The 15,423-nt window shown below is 71.1% G+C and carries 17 protein-coding genes; 8 read left to right on the top strand and 9 right to left on the bottom strand.

The window, feature by feature from the left end; all coding sequences use genetic code 11:
• Positions 1 to 39: 39 nt before the first annotated feature.
• From ACOKM3_RS24355 to rsmI, 3 genes are all read right to left on the bottom strand, one after another.
• Entirely contained in the window at positions 40 to 918 is an 879-nt protein-coding gene (locus ACOKM3_RS24355) for a TatD family hydrolase (RefSeq protein WP_426903158.1), read from the bottom strand.
• A 24-nt stretch (positions 919 to 942) separates the two neighbouring features.
• Entirely contained in the window at positions 943 to 1,383 is a 441-nt protein-coding gene (locus ACOKM3_RS24350) for a hypothetical protein (protein ID WP_426903157.1), read from the bottom strand.
• 198 nt (positions 1,384 to 1,581) lie between these two features.
• On the bottom strand, positions 1,582 to 2,466 hold the full coding sequence (gene rsmI / locus ACOKM3_RS24345) for a 16S rRNA (cytidine(1402)-2'-O)-methyltransferase (protein ID WP_426903156.1): 885 nt from the start codon (positions 2,464 to 2,466) through the stop codon (positions 1,582 to 1,584).
• Between the two features lie 63 nt (positions 2,467 to 2,529).
• Between rsmI and ACOKM3_RS24340 the strand changes: the two genes are divergently transcribed.
• The 5 genes from ACOKM3_RS24340 (at position 2,530) to ACOKM3_RS24320 (ending at position 9,414) form a co-directional block, all read left to right on the top strand.
• On the top strand, positions 2,530 to 4,293 hold the full coding sequence (locus tag ACOKM3_RS24340; protein WP_426903155.1) for a dolichyl-phosphate-mannose--protein mannosyltransferase: 1,764 nt from the start codon (positions 2,530 to 2,532) through the stop codon (positions 4,291 to 4,293).
• 126 nt (positions 4,294 to 4,419) lie between these two features.
• Entirely contained in the window at positions 4,420 to 6,051 is a 1,632-nt protein-coding gene (locus ACOKM3_RS24335) for a penicillin-binding transpeptidase domain-containing protein (protein WP_426903154.1), read from the top strand.
• 232 nt (positions 6,052 to 6,283) lie between these two features.
• The gene (locus ACOKM3_RS24330; protein WP_426903153.1) at positions 6,284 to 7,996 is read left to right on the top strand and encodes a penicillin-binding transpeptidase domain-containing protein; all 1,713 of its coding nucleotides are present in this window, start codon (positions 6,284 to 6,286) and stop codon (positions 7,994 to 7,996) included.
• Between the two features lie 57 nt (positions 7,997 to 8,053).
• Positions 8,054 to 8,566, top strand: coding sequence for a YbaK/EbsC family protein (locus ACOKM3_RS24325; protein ID WP_426903152.1), 513 nt, complete (start codon positions 8,054 to 8,056; stop codon positions 8,564 to 8,566).
• The gene (locus tag ACOKM3_RS24320; RefSeq protein ID WP_426903151.1) at positions 8,563 to 9,414 is read left to right on the top strand and encodes an EamA family transporter; all 852 of its coding nucleotides are present in this window, start codon (positions 8,563 to 8,565) and stop codon (positions 9,412 to 9,414) included. The genes ACOKM3_RS24325 and ACOKM3_RS24320 overlap by 4 nt, the downstream gene beginning before the upstream one ends.
• Before the next feature lie 36 nt (positions 9,415 to 9,450).
• Here ACOKM3_RS24320 and ACOKM3_RS24315 read toward each other — a convergent pair whose 3' ends face one another.
• The 3 genes from ACOKM3_RS24315 to ACOKM3_RS24305 are packed head-to-tail and all read right to left on the bottom strand — an operon-like array spanning position 9,451 to position 11,808.
• Entirely contained in the window at positions 9,451 to 9,825 is a 375-nt protein-coding gene (locus tag ACOKM3_RS24315; RefSeq protein WP_426903150.1) for a VOC family protein, read from the bottom strand.
• 27 nt (positions 9,826 to 9,852) lie between these two features.
• The gene (locus tag ACOKM3_RS24310) at positions 9,853 to 10,626 is read right to left on the bottom strand and encodes an SDR family NAD(P)-dependent oxidoreductase (RefSeq protein ID WP_426903149.1); all 774 of its coding nucleotides are present in this window, start codon (positions 10,624 to 10,626) and stop codon (positions 9,853 to 9,855) included.
• Between the two features lie 9 nt (positions 10,627 to 10,635).
• Positions 10,636 to 11,808, bottom strand: a complete 1,173-nt coding sequence (locus tag ACOKM3_RS24305) for a serine hydrolase domain-containing protein (protein WP_426903148.1) — start codon at positions 11,806 to 11,808, stop codon at positions 10,636 to 10,638.
• Between the two features lie 82 nt (positions 11,809 to 11,890).
• On the opposite strand from ACOKM3_RS24305, the gene ACOKM3_RS24300 reads away from it, so the two are divergent.
• Both ACOKM3_RS24300 and ACOKM3_RS24295 read left to right on the top strand, forming a co-directional pair.
• The gene (locus ACOKM3_RS24300) at positions 11,891 to 12,022 is read left to right on the top strand and encodes a hypothetical protein (protein WP_426903147.1); all 132 of its coding nucleotides are present in this window, start codon (positions 11,891 to 11,893) and stop codon (positions 12,020 to 12,022) included.
• 45 nt (positions 12,023 to 12,067) lie between these two features.
• Complete coding sequence (locus ACOKM3_RS24295) at positions 12,068 to 12,235, top strand: hypothetical protein (RefSeq protein WP_426903146.1); 168 nt, start codon at positions 12,068 to 12,070, stop codon at positions 12,233 to 12,235.
• A gap of 21 nt (positions 12,236 to 12,256) precedes the next feature.
• Here ACOKM3_RS24295 and ACOKM3_RS24290 read toward each other — a convergent pair whose 3' ends face one another.
• The 3 genes from ACOKM3_RS24290 to ACOKM3_RS24280 are packed head-to-tail and all read right to left on the bottom strand — an operon-like array spanning position 12,257 to position 14,857.
• The gene (locus tag ACOKM3_RS24290; protein WP_426903145.1) at positions 12,257 to 13,042 is read right to left on the bottom strand and encodes an energy-coupling factor ABC transporter ATP-binding protein; all 786 of its coding nucleotides are present in this window, start codon (positions 13,040 to 13,042) and stop codon (positions 12,257 to 12,259) included.
• Positions 13,030 to 13,791, bottom strand: coding sequence for a cobalt ECF transporter T component CbiQ (gene cbiQ / locus ACOKM3_RS24285; RefSeq protein ID WP_426903144.1), 762 nt, complete (start codon positions 13,789 to 13,791; stop codon positions 13,030 to 13,032). Before cbiQ ends, ACOKM3_RS24290 begins: the two co-directional genes overlap by 13 nt.
• 1 nt (position 13,792) lies before the next feature.
• Positions 13,793 to 14,857, bottom strand: coding sequence for an energy-coupling factor ABC transporter permease (locus ACOKM3_RS24280; RefSeq protein WP_426903143.1), 1,065 nt, complete (start codon positions 14,855 to 14,857; stop codon positions 13,793 to 13,795).
• Between the two features lie 181 nt (positions 14,858 to 15,038).
• On the opposite strand from ACOKM3_RS24280, the gene ACOKM3_RS24275 reads away from it, so the two are divergent.
• The gene (locus ACOKM3_RS24275; RefSeq protein WP_426903142.1) at positions 15,039 to 15,413 is read left to right on the top strand and encodes an SsgA family sporulation/cell division regulator; all 375 of its coding nucleotides are present in this window, start codon (positions 15,039 to 15,041) and stop codon (positions 15,411 to 15,413) included.
• Positions 15,414 to 15,423: the final 10 nt, after the last annotated feature.

The following is a 15,423-nucleotide window of genomic DNA, read 5'->3' as shown; positions in this document are numbered from 1 at the left end:
CGGAGGTGAGCGGGTGCGAGCGCCCGTGACCGTTATCGCTCAGTAATCGAAGGCACGCGCGGTGTTGGCGGAGACCGACGTCGCGAGGGCTTCCTCCGTGACGCCCTTGACCGCGGCCATGGCGCGCAGCGTGACCGGAATGAGATACGGGGCATTAGGCCGACCGCGGTACGGGGCGGGCGTCAGGAACGGTGCGTCCGTCTCGACCAGAACCAGTTCGAGCGGGGCCACCGCGAGCGCGTCGCGCAGCGGCTGCGCGTTCTTGAACGTCACGTTTCCCGCGAACGACATGAAGTAGCCGTTCTCCGCGCAGATTTGGGCCATGTCCGCGTCGCCGGAGTAGCAGTGGAAGACGGTGCGCTCGGGCGCGCCCTCTTCCTTCAGGACGCGTAGCACATCGGCGTGCGCCTCACGGTCGTGGATGACCAGCGCCTTGCCGTGCCGCTTGGCGATCTCGATGTGGGCGCGGAAGGACTTCTCCTGCGCGGCCTTGCCCTCGGGGCCCGTACGGAAGTAGTCGAGGCCGGTCTCGCCGACGCCCTTCACGTGCGGGAGGGCGGCGAGCCGGTCGATCTCGGCGAGGGCCTCGTCCAGGCCCGCGTCACCCAGCGGCTCCCTCGCACCCTGGCGGGACCAGCCGTCCGGGTCGCCGTGCACGATGCGCGGCGCCTCGTTGGGGTGCAGGGCGACCGTCGCGTGCACGCGCGCGTGCTCCTCCGCCACGGAGGCCGCCCACCGCGAGCCCGCGAGGTCGCAGCCCACCTGGACGACCGTGGTCACGCCCACCGACGCCGCCTTGGCGAGGCCCTCCTCCACGGTGCCCTCCTGCATGTCCAGGTGGGTGTGGGAGTCGGCGACCTCGACCTCCAGGGGCGCGGGCAGCGGCGGCGGGGTGACGTCCTTGGTGCTGGGGCTCATGCCCCCGATCCTACGAAGCCGGTGTCACTCGTCCCGCTTGTGGTGGTGGCTGAAGGGGTGCAGCAGGTCGGACAGGTGCCAGTGGTGGTGCCCCTCGCGCTCCGCCGCGTCCGGTTCCGGCACTTCCACCGGCCCCGCCTGCGGGGTGCGGTGGTGTTGCAGCGCGTCACGTGCGGAGGAGACGCGCCCCGCGCGCATGATGCGTACGACGTGGCCCTCGCAGTTCACACACGTGGGCCTGGTCAGCGGCGACGGCACCCGCTCGCCCCCGACCACGTACATCACGAAGTCCGCGCCGTCCCCGTCGACGTGGTGCTCGATCTCGTAGGACTGCTCCCAGCCGTGCCCGCACCGCATGCAGGCGAAGGAATACGACTCGTGGGCGATCGATGTCGCCGCGCTGCGATTCGGGACCGGGGGCGCCTGCGCACCAATGGCTGTCTTGGAGACTGCGAACTCGCTCATGCCAGCTCCTCTTGCCCGCTGGACAAACGCCGCCCTGCGGCAGCGTGGGGACGGGTGCGTCCCCTTCAACCAGTGGACGCCTCCGCCGGGCCGAGCGCAAAAGGCCTGTCGACTATTGGATCCGATTTGGCTTTTCCCTGCCGAAACGGCCCTGACGCGCGGTCTTCGCTTTGCTTTTCAGGTTAGTCCTTTACGCACCTATGGGGCGGTCCGAGCCGCATTCTTTGCCGCCACGACGGCATCGAAGACCTCGCGCTTGGGCAGCCCGGCGTCGGCGGCCACGGCGGCGATCGCCTCCTTGCGGCGCTCCCCCGCCTCCTCCCGCACCCGCACCCTGCGCACCAGCTCATCGGGGGTGAGGTCGTCGGCGGACTTCTCCGGCGCGCCCTCGACGACGACCGTGATCTCGCCGCGTACGCCCTCGGCGGCCCACTCGGCGAGCTCCTTCAGGGGGCCGCGCCTGACCTCCTCGTACGTCTTGGTGAGCTCGCGGCACACGGCGGCGCGGCGGTCCTCGCCGAAGGCCTCGGCCATCGCGGCGAGGGTGTCGTCGAGGCGGTGCGGGGCCTCGAAGTAGACAAGGGTGCGGCGCTCCTCGGCGACCTCCTTGAGCCGGGAGAGCCGCTCGCCCGCCTTGCGCGGCAGGAAGCCCTCGAAGCAGAAGCGGTCGACGGGGAGCCCGGACAGCGCGAGGGCGGTGAGCACGGCGGAGGGGCCGGGAACCGCCGTGACGCGGATGTCCCGCTCGACCGCCGCGGCGACCAGCCGGTACCCGGGGTCGGACACGGACGGCATCCCCGCGTCCGTCACGAGCAGCACCCGCGCCCCGCCGGCCAGCGCCTCGACGAGCTCCGGCGTGCGCGCCGACTCGTTGCCCTCGAAGTACGACACGACACGCCCGCCGACCTGCACCCCGAGCGCCTGCGTGAGCCGCTTCATGCGCCGGGTGTCCTCGGCGGCGACGACATCGGCGCCGGCCAACTCCTGGGCCAGCCGCGGCGGCGCGTCCGCCACGTCACCGATCGGCGTGCCTGCCAGCACGAGGGTTCCGGCGGACTCGGGGGATTCTGCGGTTCCAGTCACGTTTCCAGTCTCGCAGGAGCGGGCCGCGGGACTCGCACAGTCGTGTTCCCTACGATGGCGCGCGTGACCAGTACCGCGTCGTCGTCCGGGGCGACTCCGACCAGCGCACCGACCGAGCAGGCCGCAGGCGTGGAGCCGCAGCAGTCGTCGTGGCTGCGCGGGCTGCGCAGGTTCGGATACCGGGCGCAGGCCAGAGGCGGGGACGTGGGCACGCGCCTGGTGCCGCCGTTCCCGCCGCTCGGGGGCCGCCTGTGGGCGTCCTTCGGGCTGAGCCGGTTCTCCGCCGCGCAGGCGGAGCGGATCGTCGGCTGGGTCGGGCCGCTGCTCGTCACGCTCGTCGCGGGTCTCGCCAGGTTCTGGAACCTGGGCAGCCCGAAGGCCGTGATATTCGACGAGACGTACTACGCGAAGGACGCGTGGGCGCTCATCCACCGCGGCTTCGAGGTGAACTGGCCCAAGGACGCCAACGACAAGATCCTGGCCACGGGCGGAAACGTACCGATCCCGCACGACGCCTCGTACGTCGTGCATCCGCCGGTGGGCAAGTACGTCATCGGCATCGGCGAGTGGATGTTCGGGTTCGACCCGTTCGGCTGGCGGTTCATGACGGCGGTCCTCGGCACGCTGTGCGTGCTCATGGTCTGCCGGATCGGGCGGCGCATCTTCCGCTCCACGTTCCTCGGCTGCCTGGCGGGCGCGCTGCTCGCCGTCGACGGCCTCTCGTACGTGATGAGCCGCACCGCGCTGCTCGACTCGATCCTGGTCTTCTTCGTGGTGGCGGCGTTCTGCTGCCTGGTGCTCGACCGGGAGCGCACGCGCGGGCAGTTGGCCGCCGCGCTACCCGTGGACGAGCACGGCATTCCGCACCCCGACACCGAGGTCGCCGAGACGCTGCGGCTTGGCTGGCGGCCCTGGCGGCTGCTCGCGGGCCTGTGCCTCGGGCTCGGCGCCGCCACGAAGTGGAACGGCTTCATCTTCCTGGCCGCGTTCGCCCTCATGTCGGTGCTGTGGGACGTGGGTTCGCGGCGGGTGGCGGGCGCCGAGCGCCCGTACCGGGCGGTCCTGAAGCGGGACGTCGTGCCCGCCTTCGTCTCGACGGTCCCCGTGGCCATCGCCACCTACGTGCTGTCCTGGCTCGGCTGGATCCTCTCCCCCAGCGACGGCTCCGGCGGCTACTTCCGCAACTGGGCGGCGACCGACGGCAAGGGCGGCACCTTCACCTGGCTGCCGGACTGGGTGCGCAGCCTGTGGCACTACGAGCACGAGGTGTGGAACTTCAACACCACGCTCAGCTCGCCGCACACCTACCAGTCGAACCCGTGGAGCTGGATGGTCGACGGCCGCCCGGTCTCGTACTTCTACGAGTCGCCGAAGCCGGGCGCGCAGGGCTGCCCCGCCGACGCCACCGAGAAGTGCGCCCGCGAGGTCCTCGCCCTCGGCACGCCGCTGCTGTGGTGGGCGGCCTGCTTCGCGCTCCTGTACGTGCTGTGGCGCTGGTTCTTCCGCCGCGACTGGCGGGCGGGCGCGATCCTGTGCGGCGTCGCGGCGGGCTACCTCCCCTGGTTCAACTACCAGGAGCGGACGATCTTCTACTTCTACGCGGTCGTCTTCGCCCCGTTCCTCTGCCTGGCCCTGGCGATGATGCTCGGCGCGATCATCGGCAAACCGGGCTCCCAGGAACGACGGCGGGTGATCGGCGCGACGGCGGCGGGCGCCCTGGTGCTGCTGATCGCGTGGAACTTCATCTACTTCTGGCCGATCTACACGGGCGACGCGATCCCGGTCGACTCCTGGCGTTCACGGATGTGGCTGGACACGTGGGTGTGAGTCGGTTTCGGTCACCTTTGTGATCTCAATCCGGACACCTTCGGACATCATCTGAAGAACTCGCGGTACTTGAGGCACCTGCCGTGCTTACAGTCCCTCCCGTAAACCTGGGGAGGGGAGCGCGTCATGCGCAAGGGGGCCAAGATCGCCATCGTCGGCGGGGTGTGCACCGTCATGGTGGGCGGCGCGGGGTACGGGGCGTACAACCTCGTCACGGCGGTCACGGGCGGGAACACCGTGTCGTCGCAGGGGTCGGAGTACAAGTCGGGACCGCCGAGCGGCGACGAGGTGAAGGAGACCTCGGAGCAGTTCCTGGCGGCATGGCAGAAGAACGACGCGGCGGCAGCGGCGCGGCTCACGGACTACGCCGACAACGCGATGCGCGTCCTCGAGGACTGGCACGACAAGGCGCACGTCACACACACCGAACTGACCGCGACCAAGGCGGACGGCGCGAAGGTCGCCTTCCACGTCAAGGCCACCGTCGCGTACGGCAAGAAGACGAAGACGCTGTCGTACGACTCCTCGCTCACGGTCGTGCGCGGGCAGACCACGGGACGGGCGCTGGTCGACTGGTCGCCGGCGGTGGTGCACCCGGCGATGAAGAAGGGCGACACGCTCGTCACCGGAGAGGCGCCCGCGCCCCCGATCGAGGCCGTGGACCGCAACGGCACCGTGCTGACGAAGGACGCGTACCCCTCGCTCGGCCCCGTCCTCGACCAGCTGCGCGCCAAGTACGGGGATTCCGCCGGGGGTTCGCCCGGTATCGAGACGTACGTGGAGCGGACCGACGAGGGCGGGGAGACGAGCGCCGCGAAGACGCTCCTCACGCTCGCCAAGGGCAAGCCCGGCAAGCTGCACACGACGATCAGCGCGACCGCGCAGGCGGCCGCCGAGCAGGCCGTGAAGAAGTACCAGGAGTCGTCGGTGGTGGCCGTCAAGCCGTCCACCGGTGAGGTGCTCGCGGTCGCCAACCAGGCGCCGGGCGAGTTCAACGCGGCGTTCCAGGGCGGCACCGCGCCCGGCTCCGTGATGAAGATCCTGACCGCGGCCGCACTGATCGACAACGGTGTGACCTCGGCGAACGGCTCGGCGCCCTGCCCCGATTCGGCGGTCGCGCTCAGCCAGACCTTCCACAACCTCAAGGGCATGCGGCCCAACGAGAAGGCGACGCTGGCCGACAGCTTCGCCCGCTCCTGCAACACCGCCTTCATCAAGCTCTCCGACGACCTGGGCCCGGCGAAGTTCGCCGCGGAGGCGGAGGACCGGTTCGGCATCGGCAAGGACTGGAAGACGGGCATCGTCTCCCGCGACGGCTCGGTCGAGCTGCCGGGCGACTCCGACGACGCCGCCGCGATGATCGGCCAGGGCCGGGTCAAGATGAACCCGCTGAACATGGCGTCGGTCACGGCGACCGCCATCACCGGCACGTTCCACCAGCCGGTCCTCGTCTCCCGCGAGGTCGACGACCACCCGCTCGCCACGGCGAAGGGGCTGAAGCCCGGAACCTCCGAGCAGCTGCGGCAGATGATGCGGCTGACCGCGACCAACGGCACCGCCGCCGCGGCCATGGCGGGCGTGCCCGGCGACAAGGGCGCGAAGACCGGCTCCGCGGAGGTCGACGGCCAGGGCAACGCCAACTCCTGGTTCACGGGCTACAGCGGCGATGTGGCGGCCGCCGCGACGGTGCCGCGCGGCGGGCACGGCGGAGACGCGGCGGGCCCGGTCGTCGCGGCGGTGCTGCGGGCGGGGTCGTAGTTCCGTACACCACGACCACGGGCCGGGTCGTAGTTCCGTACACCACGACCACGGGCCGGTTCATGGGTCCGCACGCCACGACTGCGGCCCGGAGCGTAGTTCCCCTACGACTCCCTGCGCCTGGCGGTGAATCCACGCATCGCCAGGCGTTACCACGTCGTTCTGTCCTACGGAAAGTGCGTTCAGGGCCACCCCGTACCCTGGGCCACCCGTATATCTCCGGAGGACTCAGGTGGGCAGCAGAGGCAAGCGTCGCGGTGAGACGCGGCGCAACACGAACGCCCTGGTGATCGGTGGCGTCGCCGCCGTCGCCGTCATCGGGGCAGGCGTCGGCGCGTACGCGCTGATCGGGAGCGGGGGCCCGGCGGGCAGCACCTCGGCCTCGGCGGACGACGGCAAGCCCGAGATCCCGAAGGGCCCGCCGACCGCCAAGGAAGTACGGGCCGTCGCCGACGGTTTCCTCACCGCCTGGCAGCAGGGCGACACCGCGAAGGCGGCCGCGTACACGAACGACGCGGCGGCCGCGAAGAAGGCGCTCGCAGGACTCACCAAGGACGCCCACCTCACCGGCCTGAAGCTCGCTCCCGGCACCCGCAAGGCCGCCGAGGTCCCCTTCCACGTCACGTCCACGGTCGAGTACAAGGAGGGCAAGGGCGGCGGTTCGGGCGCCGAGCTGAGCGAGCCCTTCGCGTACGACTCCGCGCTGACCGCCGAGCGCCGCAAGAGCGACGGCAAGGTCCTCGTCGACTGGCAGCCCTCCGTCGTGCACCCGGACCTGAAGGACGGCGACCACCTGGAGACCGGCGAGGCGGGCGATCCGCCGGTCAAGGCCGTCGACCGGGACGGTACCGAGCTGGACGCGAAGAAGTACCCGTCGATCGGCACCATCGTCGACGGACTGCGCGAGAAGTACGGGAAGAAGGCGGGCGGCACCGCGGGCGTCGAACTGCGCGTCGTACGCAAGGAGTCCGGCGGGAAGTCGGACAAGAACGCGCTGCCCGACAAGACGCTGCTCACGCTCTCCAAGGGCACGCCCGGCACCGTGAAGACCACGCTGGACCCGGCGCTCCAGGCGACCGCCGAGGAGCAGGTGAAGTCGCGCAAGAAGGCCTCGGTCGTGCTCGTGAAGCCGTCGACCGGCGAGATCCTGGCGGTGGCGAACTCCAGCACCGGGTTCAACACGGCGTTCCAGGGCTCGCTCGCGCCCGGCTCCACGATGAAGGTCATCACGGCGTCGATGCTCCTGGACAAGAACATCACCGACGTCGACAAGAAGCACCCGTGCCCGAAGTACTTCACGTACGGGCACTGGAAGTTCCAGAACGACGACAAGTTCCAGATCAAGGACGGCACGTTCAAGGCGAGCTTCGCCGCGTCCTGCAACACGGCCTTCATCAGCCAGGCCCCGAAGCTCGACAACGACTCGCTGACCAAGCAGGCGCAGTCGGTCTTCGGCCTCGGCATGAACAACTGGTCGATCGGGGTGCCGAGCTTCGACGGCGCGGTGCCGGTGATGTCGGACGCGCAGATGGCGGCCTCGCTGATCGGGCAGGGCGGCGTCCGGATGAACCCGCTGAACATGGCCTCGGTGGCGGCGACCGTGAAGGCGGGCGCCTTCCACCAGCCGTACCTGGTGTCGCCGGACTTCGACGACCGGACGCTGGCGAAGGCGTCGAAGCCGATCTCCGCCTCGACGGCCTCGAAGCTGCGGGAGTTGATGCACTACACGGCGATCGCCGGTACGGCCGTGAAGCCGATGTCCGGGCTCGGCGCCGACATGGGCGCGAAGACCGGCTCGGCGGAGGTCGACGGGCAGAAGGACCCCAACGGCTGGTTCACGGCCTGGCGCGGGGACCTCGCGGCGGCGGCCGTGGTGCAGCAGGGCGGGCACGGCGGCGACTCGGCCGGTCCGGTGGTCCGCAAGATGCTGCTCGCGGGCGGCTGACCCGGGGGCCCGATACGGGGTCGCGTGGCCGGTACACGCAGAGCTAGCGTGCGGACCATGACGACAGCGGAAAGCAGCAACAGCAACACCAACAGCACGGCCGCACACCCCCGTTTCGCCGAGGCCGTCACCACGATGGGCCTCACCGAACTCCTGCCGCGGGTGCGGCGCTTCCCCGAGGCGACCCGCACCGCGCAGGAGGCGGCCGAGGCGATCGGCTGCGAACTGAGCCAGATCTGCAAGTCGTTGATCTTCGCGGCGGACGGGGTGCCGGTGCTCGTCCTGATGGACGGCGCGTCCCGCGTCGACCTCGACCTCGTACGCGACGAGTTGGGCGCGGAGAAGGTCACGCGCGCCAAGGCCGACGTCGTCCGGGAGTTCACCGGCTACGCGATCGGCGGCGTCCCGCCCTTCGGCCACGCGAACAAGACGCGGGTCCTCGCCGACCGCTCCCTGCTCACCCACGACACGGTGTGGGCGGCGGCCGGCAGCCCGTACGCCGTCTTCCCCATGGAGCCCAAGGAGCTGATCGCGCACGCGGGTGCCGCGCTCGTGGACGTGCGCGCATGACTCCGCTGGTCGCGGCGGCGGTCCTGCTCGCCGCGGTCACCCACGCCTCGTGGAACGCCCTCGCCCACCACATCACGGACAAGCTGGTCGGCTTCACTCTCATATCGGGCGGCGGAACATTGATCGGCCTGGTACTGGCGGCCTTCGCACCGCTCCCGGCGGCAGCCGCATGGCCGTACCTGGTGGCGTCGGCCCTCCTGCACATCGCCTACTACGCCCTGCTGATGACCTCATTCAAACTGGGCGACTTCGGTCAGGCCTACCCGATCGCGCGCGGCACGGCGCCGCTCGTCGTGACGGTGCTCGCGGCATTCTTCGCGGGCGAGGTGCCGGGCGGCTGGCAGGCGGCGGGCGTCGCGGTGTCCAGTGCGGGCCTGACGGGCCTGGCGCTGTGGGGTCTACGGGGATCGGGGCGCAGGCCGGACTGGCGGGCGCTGGGCGCCGCGCTGGCCACGGGTGTGGCGATCGCGTCGTACACGGTGGTGGACGGCCTGGGCGTACGCGCGTCCGGCTCCTCGCTGGGCTACATCGCGTGGCTGATGGTGCTGGAGGGCATCGCGGTCCCGGTGTACGCGGCGTATCGCTGGCGCGGTGAACTGGTGGAGCGGTTGCGGCCGTTCGCGTGGCGGGGCCTGCTGGGGGCGGCGCTCTCGGTCCTCGCCTACGGCCTGGTCCTCTGGGCCCAGACGCGCGCCGACCTCGCCCCGATCTCGGCGCTCCGGGAGTCGTCGATCATCGTGGGGGCGGCGATCGGCGCGGTCTTCTTCAAGGAACGCTTCGGCGCGCCAAGGCTTTTGGCGGCGGGTGTGGTGGTGGCCGGGATCGGGTTGATGCTGCACGCCGGGTGAGGGTGAGCCGTGGCTTCGGGGGCTCTGCCCCGGGCCTCAAGCCGTACGGGCGCCGGCCTCTCGCTCCACGCACAGCTCGTTGCCCTCGGGGTCGTGCAGGGTCACCCAGCCCCTGCCGCCGGGCCGACGGTGGTCTTCGTAGAGCGTGGCGCCGAGGGCGAGGAGGCGGTCGACCTCCTCGTCACGGGTGCGGTCCTGCGGCTGCAGGTCCAGATGCACCCGGTTCTTCACGGTCTTGCCCTCGTCGACGCGGATGAACAGCAGCGTCGCGTTCGCGCTGTGCACGAGGACCTCCGGGTCGCCCGGAACGTCCTCCTCGGAGAGCTTGCCGTCCAGGACGCCGGTCCAGAACGTCGCCAGGGCGTAGGGGTCGGCACAGTCGAAAGTGATGTGGCGCACCAGTGAACTCATGGGCGTGACCATAAGCCGGAGTTGGGCTCAACCGCGCATGATTTTGAAGCCACTGCTGACCGCGGTCGTCCCGCCGTCGACCGGAAGCACCGCGCCCGTCACCCACGCCGCATCGGCCGACGCCAGGAACGCCACCGCCGCGGCGATGTCCTTCGGCTCGCCCACCCTCCCCAGCGGGTACAACTCCCGCATCGCGTCGAGCTGTTCGTCGCGGCCCGCCCAGGCCGCGGTGCGGACCGTGCCGGGTGCGATCAGATTGACGCGGACGCCGCGCGGCCCCGCGTGCCCGGCCAACGTACGGGTCAAGGACGCGAGCCCCGCCTTCGCGGCGCTGTACGCGTGGTTGCCGAAGTCCTGGATGCCGTTGACGGAGCCGATGTTGACGATGGCGCCGCGTCCGGAGGCGACGAGGTGCGGGAGCGCGGCGCGGGCGCACCGATAGGCGCCGGTGAGCGTGATGTCGAGGTCGACGGCCCACTCCCCGTCGTCCTCGTCCTCGAAGAGCGGAGCGTCGGGGTGGCAGGCGCAGGCGTTGTTGACGAGGACGTCGAGCCGGCCGAAGGCCTCGACGGCGTACGCGACCGCGGCCTCCACGGCGGCCTTGTCGCCCACGTCGCAGGCGAACTCCCTTGCCGTGCCGCCCTGTTCACGGATCGAGGCGGCGACCTTCCCGGCCGCCGCCCCGTCGATGTCACTGACGAGGACGCTCGCGCCCTCCTCGGCCAGCCGGTGCGCGGTGGCGGCACCGATGCCGCTCCCGGCCGCCGTGATCAGTACCGCGTACCCCTCGAAGCGCCTCATACGCGGACGCTAACCCGCGTTCAGTGCCTCCCGCACCGACTTCACCAAGGCCTGGGCCCGCGGGTCCGCCGTGACGCCCTTCTGCATCCCGTTCGTCACGTACCCGAACGCGATCCCCGCCTCCGGGTCGGCGAAGCCGAGGGCGCCGCCGCGGCCCGGGTGGCCGAAGGAGTTCGGGGAGAGGAGCGGCGAGGCGACGCCGTGCAGCATGTAGCCGAGGCCGAAGCGGGACGGCGAGATCAGGACGCGGTCGGGACCGGACGAGGCTTCTGTACGGGCGAGTTGGGCCGTCTCCGGGGTGAACAGGCGCACCCCGCCCTCCACTTCGCCGATCAGCGACGCGTAGAAGCGGGCCAGGCCCTCCGCCGTGCCGATGCCGTTCGAGCCGGGGAGCTGGGCCGCGCGGTAGGCCGGGTCGTTCTCGTCCGCCGCCGGGGCGATCGTGCCGAAGGCGCGGCGGGTGAGCGAGTCCGGGTTCTCGTACGCCTCGGCTATCGCGCGCTTGGGGCGCGAGCGGAGGCCTTGTCCGGTGGCCGGAGGCTCCACCGGCCCGACCCGGCCGATCCGGTGGGCCTCGGCGTCCGGGAGGCCGATCCAGATGTCGGCGCCGACGGGAGCGGCGATCTGTTCCGCGACGTACTCGCCGATCGACCGGCCCGTGATCCGCCGCACCAGCTCCGCCGTGAGCCAGCTGTACGTCTGCGCGTGGTAGCCGTGGTCGGTTCCGGGCCCCCAGAACGGCACCTGCGCGGCGACGGCGGCCGCGGCGAGGTCCTGGTCGGCGGCCTCGGCGGGGGTGAGCGGGCGGTCGAGGGCCGGGACTCCGGCGCGGTGCGCGAGCACGTCCCGTACGCGGACGTCCTCCTTGCCGTGCGCCTTGAACTCCGGCCAGTACGAGCCGACGGGCGCGTCCAGGTCCAGCTCACCGCGCTGGTGCAGCAGGAGCAGCGCCGCGGCGGCGATCCCCTTGGTGCCGGAGCGGAGGATCTGGGCGGTGCCCGGCTCCCAGGGCGCGCCCCCGTCGACGTCCCGCGTGCCCGCGTACAGGTCGATGATCCGGCGCCCGTCGCGATAGACGACCAGCGAGGCGCCGCGCTCGCCCAGCGCCTCGAAGTTGCGCCCGAACGCTTCCCTGACGGCCTCGAAACCGTCGGCCACCTGGCCCTTCACCTCATTGCTCACGGGTAGGGGAACATTCGGGCGGGCCTGAAACTTCCCGTAACTCCCGGCCCCGCACGGCGACGCGCGGCGTGTCCGCCAGTGCGTGCGTCAATTCCGCGGCAACGGCTCCTTCGTCGGCGACACCGTCCTGGTCGGCGAGGTGCTCTCCGGCTCGGACACCGTAAAGCGCAGGCAGTGGAAGATGAACCGCTACGCGGAGGGCGGCATCCCCTGATACTGGGAGGTCGAGCTCGACACCGGCGGGACCTGGGACGTCACAGTGGTGCGGGCGTACGGGCTTGCCGTCCTGGAGCGGACCGGACTTCCCGTCAAGCCGCTACGCCCGGCGCTCTACGTCCCCGTCGGCGAATGGGACCCGGAGGGCCTCGGTATCGAGTTCCCCGAGCCCTTCAACCTGAGCATCACATGGGATGACCTGGCCTTCTGAGCCAGGCCGTCCCGTTCGCGCTCACGCCCCCCGCCCCGCCACAGACCGCGGGTCGAACCCGAAGGGGAGCTCCAGGCGGTGCGCCGTCATCAGGTCCTCGTCGACGAGGAGGTCGGCCGTCGGGCCGTCCGCCGCGATCGCGCCGCCGCTGAGGATCACCGCGCGGGGGCAGAGCTCCATGGCGTACGGCAGGTCGTGCGTGACCATCAGGACCGTCACGTCCAACGAGCGCAGGATGTCGGCGAGTTCGCGGCGGGAGGCCGGGTCGAGGTTGGAGGACGGTTCGTCGAGGACCAGGATCTCGGGTTCCATCGCGAGGACCGTGGCCACCGCCACCCTGCGGCGCTGGCCGAAGGAGAGGTGGTGCGGCGGACGGTCCGCGAATTCCTCCATGCCGACGAGGGCGAGGGCCTTGCGGACCCGCGCCTCCAGCTCCGGGCCCTTCATGCCCGCCGCCGCGGGGCCGAACGCGACGTCCTCCCGGACCGTCGGCATGAACAGCTGGTCGTCCGGGTCCTGGAAGACGATGCCGACCTTGCGGCGGATCTCCGCCATGTTCTTCGCGGAGACCGGAAGACCGGCCACCGTCACCGTGCCCGCGCCACCCGCCAGGATGCCGTTGAGGTGCAGGACGAGGGTCGTCTTGCCCGCGCCGTTCGGCCCGAGGAGCGCGACCCGCTCGCCCTTGCCGATGCGCAGGTCCACTCCGAAGAGGGCCTGGTGCCCGTCGGGGTAGGCGAAGGCGAGACCGGAGACTTCCAGGGAAGCCGGCACGGAGGAAGAAGCAGAAGAAGTCACAGCGTCCATCCCATCAGGCACACCACGAGCGCCGCACCCGGCAGGGTCAGCGCGTACGACCACTGGGCCCGGCTCGCCGCAAGGTCGTCGATCACCGGCATCGACCCCGCGTAGCCACGGCTGACCATGGCGAGGTGCACCCGCTCCCCGCGCTCGTAGGAGCGGATGAACAGGGCGCCCGCCGACTTGGCGAGCACGCCCCAGTGCCGTACGCCCTTCGCCTCGAAGCCGCGCGACTCCCGGGCGATCTTCATGCGGCGCATCTCGTCGGTGATCACGTCGCCGTAGCGGATCATGAATGAGGCGATCTGGACCAGCAGCGGGGGGAGCTTGAGGCGTTGCAGGCCGAGGATCAGTTCGCGCAGTTCGGTGGTGGAGGCGAGGAGGACCGCCGCCGCGACGCCGAGCGTGCCCTTGGCGAGCACGTTCCACGCGCCCCACAGTCCGCTCTCGCTCAGCGACATCCCGAGGACCTGCACCCGGCTCCCCTCCGCCACGAACGGCATGAGGACGGCGAAGGCGACGAACGGGACCTCGATGAGCAGCCGCTTCAGCAGGAAGCCCGCCGGGACCCGCGCCGTCGCCGCCACGACCGCGAGCAGCACCGCATACAGCCCGAAAGCCCACATCGCCTCGCGCGGCGTCGAGACGACCACGATCACGAAGCAGAGGACGGCCGCGAGCTTGGTGTGCGGCGGCAGCGCGTGCACGGGCGAGGTCCCGGCGCGGTAGAGCTGGTGGGCGTGACCGGCGCCCATGTCAGGACACCCGCTCCGAAGCGGTGGGCACCTCGGTGGAGGCCGCGTCGCCGGTGCGCCGCCTGCGCAGCGCCCAGAAGATCCCGGTCCCGGCGACGACGGTGACGCCGACGCCGATGATCCCGGCGAGGCCGCCGGAGAGGCGGGCGTCGGTGATGTCCTTCACGCCGTAGTCGGCGAGCGGCGAGTCGGAGGAGGCGTGCTGCTTCTCCGTACGGTCGATGCCCTTGTCGTGGGCGACCTTCTCCAGTCCGTCGGGGTTGGCCGAGGCGTAGAAGGAGACGAAGCCGGCGAGGACGACGGAGGCGGCCAGGCCGATGGCCCAGACCTTGCGGTGCGAACGGGCCGCGACCGGGGCGGCCTCGGGTGCGGGCGCGTCGACCAGCTCCCCGCCGACCTTCAGCTTCAGCGGCTGGTTGAGGCCCCGGGCCCCGTACACGAGGTCCGGGCGCACGGCGACGACCGCGCCGACGGTGAGCGCGGTGATCACGGCCTCGCCGATGCCGATGAGGATGTGCACGCCGACCATCGCGGTGGCGACCTTGCCGATGGAGACGTCGGTCGTCCCCCCGATGGCGTAGATCAGGGTGAAGACGACGGCGGCGGCCGGGACGGACAGCAGCGCCGCGACGAAGGACGCCACGGTGATCGAGCGGCGCTTGCGCGGCAGCAGCTTCACCAGGCCGCGGAAGACGAGGTAGGCGACGACGGTCGTGGTGATCGCCATGTCGGTGATGTTCACGCCGAGCGCGGTCAGGCCGCCGTCGGCGAAGAGCACGCCCTGCATCAGGAGCACCACCGATACGCACAGGACCCCGGTGTAGGGCCCCACGAGTATCGCGGCCAGCGCACCGCCCAGGAGATGTCCGCTGGTGCCCGCGGCGACGGGGAAGTTGAGCATCTGCACGGCGAAGATGAACGCCGCGACCAGGCCCGCGAGTGGCGCGGCCCGCTCGGAGCCCAGCTCGCGGCGGGCGCCGCGCAGGCTGACGGCGACGGCGCCCGCGGCGACGACGCCCGTGGCGGCCGACACGGGGGCGTTGATGAATCCGTCAGGGACATGCATGGCAGGGGGCTCCGCTCGGGTCCGGGGGCAGGGTCCGGGATCGGCGTACGTACGGTTTCGGCGTCCGGTGAACCGTTCGATGATAGTGCTTTGTTGCGAACGCCTTGCAATAGCGTCTCAGCACCCATTGCGCCCGGTCATCCCTGGTCTGTACACACCCACATATGCGACATTTAAGGACATGACGGTTGTCGAGCAGTACGTAGAGCAGTACGCGCGGGCCCGGGTCGTCACCGATTCCCCCGAGGCCGGCCGGGCGGTCCCCGTCGTGCTGCGTCACGAGAGCGGCACGGTCCATGTCGCACTGCCCGGCTCCGGCGAGTGGGGAGCCTTCCCCCGCGAGCTCCTCGAAGGCGGCCTGCGCGCCCCGGTCACCGGCGGCGCCGTCCGCATCTGGCCGTGCGGCCGCGTGCAGACGGTCATCGAGTTCCACGCGCCGCACAAGCCGAGCGGGGTGACGGTCGTGCAGTTCGACACGAAAGCGTTGGTCCGCTTCCTGCGCCGCACCTACACGACCGTCACCCCGGCCAAGGCCCCGCAGGGCGTCACCCACTGAAGGGCGTCAC

The organism is Streptomyces nidicola (genome assembly GCF_050106155.1).
Classification (GTDB): domain Bacteria; phylum Actinomycetota; class Actinomycetes; order Streptomycetales; family Streptomycetaceae; genus Streptomyces.
This window is presented reverse-complemented; position numbering and strand designations above follow the sequence as displayed.

What these genes read in the sequence shown, in the direction of transcription:
- ACOKM3_RS24275 (WP_426903142.1), top strand. Translation starts at nt 15,039, where the DNA reads ATGACGGTTGTCGAGCAGTACGTAGAGCAGTACGCGCGGGCCCGGGTC.
- ACOKM3_RS24350 (WP_426903157.1), bottom strand. Translation starts at nt 1,383, where the DNA reads ATGAGCGAGTTCGCAGTCTCCAAGACAGCCATTGGTGCGCAGGCGCCC.
- ACOKM3_RS24290 (WP_426903145.1), bottom strand. Translation starts at nt 13,042, where the DNA reads ATGGACGCTGTGACTTCTTCTGCTTCTTCCTCCGTGCCGGCTTCCCTG.
- ACOKM3_RS24335 (WP_426903154.1), top strand. Translation starts at nt 4,420, where the DNA reads ATGCGCAAGGGGGCCAAGATCGCCATCGTCGGCGGGGTGTGCACCGTC.
- ACOKM3_RS24320 (WP_426903151.1), top strand. Translation starts at nt 8,563, where the DNA reads ATGACTCCGCTGGTCGCGGCGGCGGTCCTGCTCGCCGCGGTCACCCAC.
- ACOKM3_RS24280 (WP_426903143.1), bottom strand. Translation starts at nt 14,857, where the DNA reads ATGCATGTCCCTGACGGATTCATCAACGCCCCCGTGTCGGCCGCCACG.
- ACOKM3_RS24325 (WP_426903152.1), top strand. Translation starts at nt 8,054, where the DNA reads ATGACGACAGCGGAAAGCAGCAACAGCAACACCAACAGCACGGCCGCA.
- ACOKM3_RS24355 (WP_426903158.1), bottom strand. Translation starts at nt 918, where the DNA reads ATGAGCCCCAGCACCAAGGACGTCACCCCGCCGCCGCTGCCCGCGCCC.
- ACOKM3_RS24310 (WP_426903149.1), bottom strand. Translation starts at nt 10,626, where the DNA reads ATGAGGCGCTTCGAGGGGTACGCGGTACTGATCACGGCGGCCGGGAGC.
- ACOKM3_RS24315 (WP_426903150.1), bottom strand. Translation starts at nt 9,825, where the DNA reads ATGAGTTCACTGGTGCGCCACATCACTTTCGACTGTGCCGACCCCTAC.
- cbiQ (WP_426903144.1), bottom strand. Translation starts at nt 13,791, where the DNA reads ATGGGCGCCGGTCACGCCCACCAGCTCTACCGCGCCGGGACCTCGCCC.